General features: G+C 57.5%; 5 protein-coding genes. All 5 read right to left on the reverse strand.

The genetic code is table 11. The annotated features are described in order from the left end of the window. Positions 1–726 (reverse strand): endolytic transglycosylase MltG (mltG, locus tag ACIQ0Q_RS08230; RefSeq protein ID WP_395772457.1); only part of this gene is annotated, 726 nt, incomplete at its 3' end. Between the two features lie 3 nt (positions 727–729). Next, positions 730–1536, reverse strand: coding sequence for an aminodeoxychorismate lyase (pabC, locus tag ACIQ0Q_RS08235; protein WP_395772458.1), 807 nt, complete (start codon positions 1534–1536; stop codon positions 730–732). Further along, positions 1533–2885: an aminodeoxychorismate synthase component I gene (locus ACIQ0Q_RS08240; protein WP_395772459.1), complete on the reverse strand. Its 1353-nt coding sequence runs from the start codon at positions 2883–2885 to the stop codon at positions 1533–1535. The genes pabC and ACIQ0Q_RS08240 overlap by 4 nt, the downstream gene beginning before the upstream one ends. Positions 2886–2893: 8 nt before the next feature. Then, complete coding sequence (gene fabF / locus ACIQ0Q_RS08245; protein WP_395772460.1) at positions 2894–4129, reverse strand: beta-ketoacyl-ACP synthase II; 1236 nt, start codon at positions 4127–4129, stop codon at positions 2894–2896. Between the two features lie 72 nt (positions 4130–4201). Next, positions 4202–4441: an acyl carrier protein gene (acpP, locus tag ACIQ0Q_RS08250; protein ID WP_188449000.1), complete on the reverse strand. Its 240-nt coding sequence runs from the start codon at positions 4439–4441 to the stop codon at positions 4202–4204. Positions 4442–4527: the final 86 nt, after the last annotated feature.

The following is a 4527-nucleotide window of genomic DNA, read 5'->3' on the forward strand; positions in this document are numbered from 1 at the left end:
GCCTTTCTTCAGGCGACGTACGAACACTCCGGCAATCTGCGGGCGTTCATCGGCTTTGCCGGTCTCTTTTTCGACAATCGAGGCCAGGGTGAGAAGTTCATCCGGGGATTTCAACGGAAGACCAGAGAAACGTCCGTTCCAGCTTGCGGCCAACGCAGTATCCATGGCCTCGGCTGCTTGCCGCAGCAGATCGCTACGTTTTCCGGATTTCGGTACGAAGTAGGTATCGGGCAGGAAACGGCCTTCGGGATGCACGCCCTGACGGCCTAAAAGCGACATGATCTCGCTATCAGATTTTCCGGTGATGTCGTCATCGAGATCGGACAAGCCTGCCAACTCGGCGCGCATTTGCCGGAAACTGCGCCCCTCCACAAGAGTGTATTTCACCCGAGCGGTGTCACCGCTGGCCAGCATGGCCAGCACATTGGCAGGGGTCGTGCCGGTCTTGAATTCATAATCGCCGACATGAATCCGACCGGCCATATCCATTTTCAGCGCCAGCACTTTCCATTGCCAATCCCAGCCCTGGGTGATTCCGGAAGCACGCAGCTTCGGAAGTATGCGGTTCAGGCCATCGCCTTTGGCAATCGTCACCATCGCCGTTGCCGGAATTTGAAGGGGGGTCTGTCCAAAGTCACGCAAACGCAGATAGCCGAACACGCTGAACGCGATTGCCAGCAGCCCGGTGAGAAAAAAGTATTTGCGCCAGCGATTTTTCTTGGCCATGCCTTACTCGTTAGCAAAAAACGGATGGACGTCGAGAAAGCGCTGCTTTAGCGCATCCAAGGCCGCGTGGCCAGCAACCGGAACGGATCCGACCTGGTGAACCGCCATGATACCGCGAACGGCATTGCACAGAAAAACGGCCTCGGCGTTTTCCAGTTGCGGGCGGGTGACCGCGCTGACACGGATATCTGGCAGAAGGGTCAGAAGCATGGCGCGTGCGATACCGGCAATGCCACATTGGGAAAGATCAGGAGTGAGCCAGCAGCCGTTAACGTAAAGGAACACATTGGCGGCGGTTGCACAAATGACATGACCATCACAGTCAGACATCAGCCCTTCGGCATGTCCGGCATCCGTGCACTCACGGCGAGCCAGAACATTTTCAAGGCGGTTGAGATGTTTCAGACCGGCCAAAGCCGGTTGCCGAGCAACCGCTGTGGTGCACCAATGCAGACTCAGCCGCCCCGGCATTGCCGATGGCAGCGCATGGCTACTCAGAATGCACGTTCCAGGACCTGCTACCGGTTGATAGCCACGCCCCGACTCTCCTCGGGTCAACACGATCTTGAGCACCTGCGGGCGCCCATCAAGCAACTTCTTGGCCGCATCGTGAATCAGCGCCTCGTCGGGTAATTGCAAACCCAGCCGAAGCGCGCCTTCCTGAAGGCGCCGCCAATGCAGAGGCCACCAGGGCAAATCGGCAGCACTGGCGCGCAGAGTTTCGAATAATCCATCGCCATACATCAGGCCACGATCCTGCGACGACAGAATTTCGACGCGGTCATTTCCCCGGAAAATCACGGCACTCATTCCACGACTCCAATCGCCCGCAACAGACCTTTGGCTTTAGCCCGGGTTTCCTGTAGTTCATTTTCAGGCTTTGAATCGGCGACGATGCCACCGCCAGCCCGTAACTGCAGCTCATCGCCCTGCAGCCAGAGGCTGCGGATCAGAATATTCAGATCCATATCGCCATTACCATCGACATAGCCAAGAGCGCCAGTATAAGGGCCACGCCCGCTTTGCTCCAACTCCGCAATGATTTCCATGCAACGTATTTTCGGGCAACCGGTGATGGTGCCGCCCGGAAAAACCGCGGAAATGACCGAGCCGGGCGTGATGTCCGACCGAAGCGTACCGGTGACATTGGAAACGATATGGTGCACATGCGCATAAGTTTCCACACTCATCAGCTCATCGACCTTGACCGAGCCGGGTTCGCACACGCGCGACAAATCATTACGCTCCAGATCAATCAACATGACGTGTTCAGCACGTTCTTTCGGATGTCCGATCAATTCACGGATCTTCGCGGCCTCGTCGTCGCCGGGCATTCGCGGGCGCGTCCCCGCAATCGGCCGTGTCTGCACGCAGCCATTCTTGACGCTGACCAGACGCTCTGGAGAAGAACTGAGCAATGCCCAATCAGCAAAACGCAGCAGACCGGCAAACGGTGCCGGATTCATTCGGCACAGACGCTCGTAGAGTGCTTGCGCATCGGCGCCCGGAAAGCTGCCGTTCCAGGCCCGCGATAGATTGACTTGGAAGATATCGCCGGCCTTCAGATACTCCAGAATGCGCTCGACACTTGCGATAAATCGCGCCGGCTCATCCTCTTGGCAGTCCCCGACTATTGGCCAGACCGGCACCGGCGGCAAAACGCTCGCATCGGCGATATCGGACGCAATAACCGATAGCAGATGGCCATGACCGGGCTCTGCCACGGCCAAACAGCGGTTTTCAAGACGGTCGAAAAGAATCGCCGCTGGACAGCGCAGCGCCAGTGCATCCGGCAATGGGCCGGCGAATGCCGGTAAATCGAGCGAGGTCTCAATCTGGCCAGCGACTTCATACCCGAGATACAGCGCCCAACCACCATGAAAGGGCAGCTCATCTTCCGCTTCAGTATGGGATTGCTGCCGGAATGCCGCATCGAAGACCTCAAGGAATCCGCCCTCATACGCCGCACCATCGAGCCCATAAGTCTTCCCATCACGGCTATAAAGACCTTCGCCATTACCGATGAACAAGATGTCCCAACGTGACAGTGCATTTCCACCGGCGACGCTTTGTAGCAGCAGTGGATAACGCCTCCTATCGAGGCGCTGCAGCCCTACTAGATCGACGGCGACGGACAGATTCTTAAGGTAAGTGGCCATGAAGGCCCTCAGAGCTTGCGGAACACCAAAGTGCCGTTGGTGCCCCCGAAACCGAAGCCGTTCGACATCACCACGTCGAGCTTTTTCTCACGGGGTACATTCGGTACATAATCCAGATCGCAACCCTCACTGGCGTTTTCCAGATTGATGGTCGGCGGTACGATGCCATGCTGCATGGCCAGAATCGATAGTATGGCCTCGACACCGCCGGCAGCGCCGAGCAGGTGGCCGGTCATCGACTTGGTCGAGCTGACCAGGGTTTTATAGGCATGATCGCCCAAGGCCAGTTTCATGGCACTGGTTTCGGCCAGATCACCCAGCGGCGTGGAGGTGCCGTGTGCGTTGAGGTAATCGATCTGCTCGGCATTGACACCGGCATCCTTCATCGCCATGACCATGCAGCGCGACGGACCTTCGCCGGTATCGCTGGGCGCGGTCATGTGGTAGGCATCCGAACTGGCTCCGAAACCAGCCAATTCACAGTAAATGCGGGCGCCGCGGGCTTTGGCGTGCTCGAATTCTTCCAGCACCAGAATGCCGGCACCATCGCCGAGCACGAAGCCATCGCGTTCACGGTCCCACGGGCGGCTGGCACGCGTAGGTTCGTCGTTGCGGGTCGACAGCGCCTTCATGGCGCAGAATCCGGCAACAGCCGTCGGCGTGCACCCGTGTTCGGCGCCACCGGCAACCATGATGTCGGCATCGCCGTATTGAATCATGCGCATGGCCATGCCGATAGAATGATTGGAGGAGGCACAGGCCGAAACCGCCGAAAAATTCGGCCCTTTGAAACCTTTCATGATGCACAACTGGCCGGAAATCATGTTGATGATGGTACTCGGCACGTAAAAGGGCGAAACCTTGCGCGGGCCGCCCAGATGCAGATCGACTGCAGTCTCCTCGATGCCGCGGATACCGCCGATACCGGAGCCAACCAGCACGCCGGCACGCTCAGCATTGGCTTCGGTGATTTCAAGACCGGCGTCCTGCATGGCCATGAATGAAGCAGCCAGCCCGTAATGGATGAAGACATCCATCTTCTTGACGTCTTTCGGGGAAAACCAGGCTTTCGGGTCGAAATCCTTGACCTCGCCGGCGATATGGGTCGTCATGGCGCTGGCATCGAAATGGGTGATGTTGCCTATACCGGAACGTCCGTTGATCACGGCATCCCAGTTACTGGCCAGGTCGCTCCCGAGCGGAGACAAAATGCCCATGCCGGTGACTACAACACGACGCTTCATAAACTGCACTCCAAACCGTTAAAACGCGTAGGGCCGCAGAAAGCGGCCCTAGCGGAATGCACACCGAGGCGATTAGGCCTTGACGTGGGCTTTGATGTAATCAATCGCTTGCTGGATCGATGTGATTTTTTCAGCTTCCTCGTCCGGAATTTCGCATTCGAATTCTTCTTCGAGTGCCATCACCAGTTCGACGGTATCGAGCGAGTCGGCGCCAAGATCATCCACGAACGAGGCGTTGGCGGTGGCTTCTTCTTCCTTCACGCCCAGTTGCTCAACCACAATTTTCTTAACGCGTTCTTCAATAGTGCTCATGAAACTGTCTCCTCCCGAGGAGTAACGATTTTGGGCTGTGGAATCATGCCGCCGGCGCTTGGCCCAAACCACGCCGGACAGGATTT

Origin of the sequence: Arenimonas sp., from assembly GCF_044348765.1 — a bacterium.
GTDB lineage: Bacteria > Pseudomonadota > Gammaproteobacteria > Xanthomonadales > Xanthomonadaceae > Arenimonas.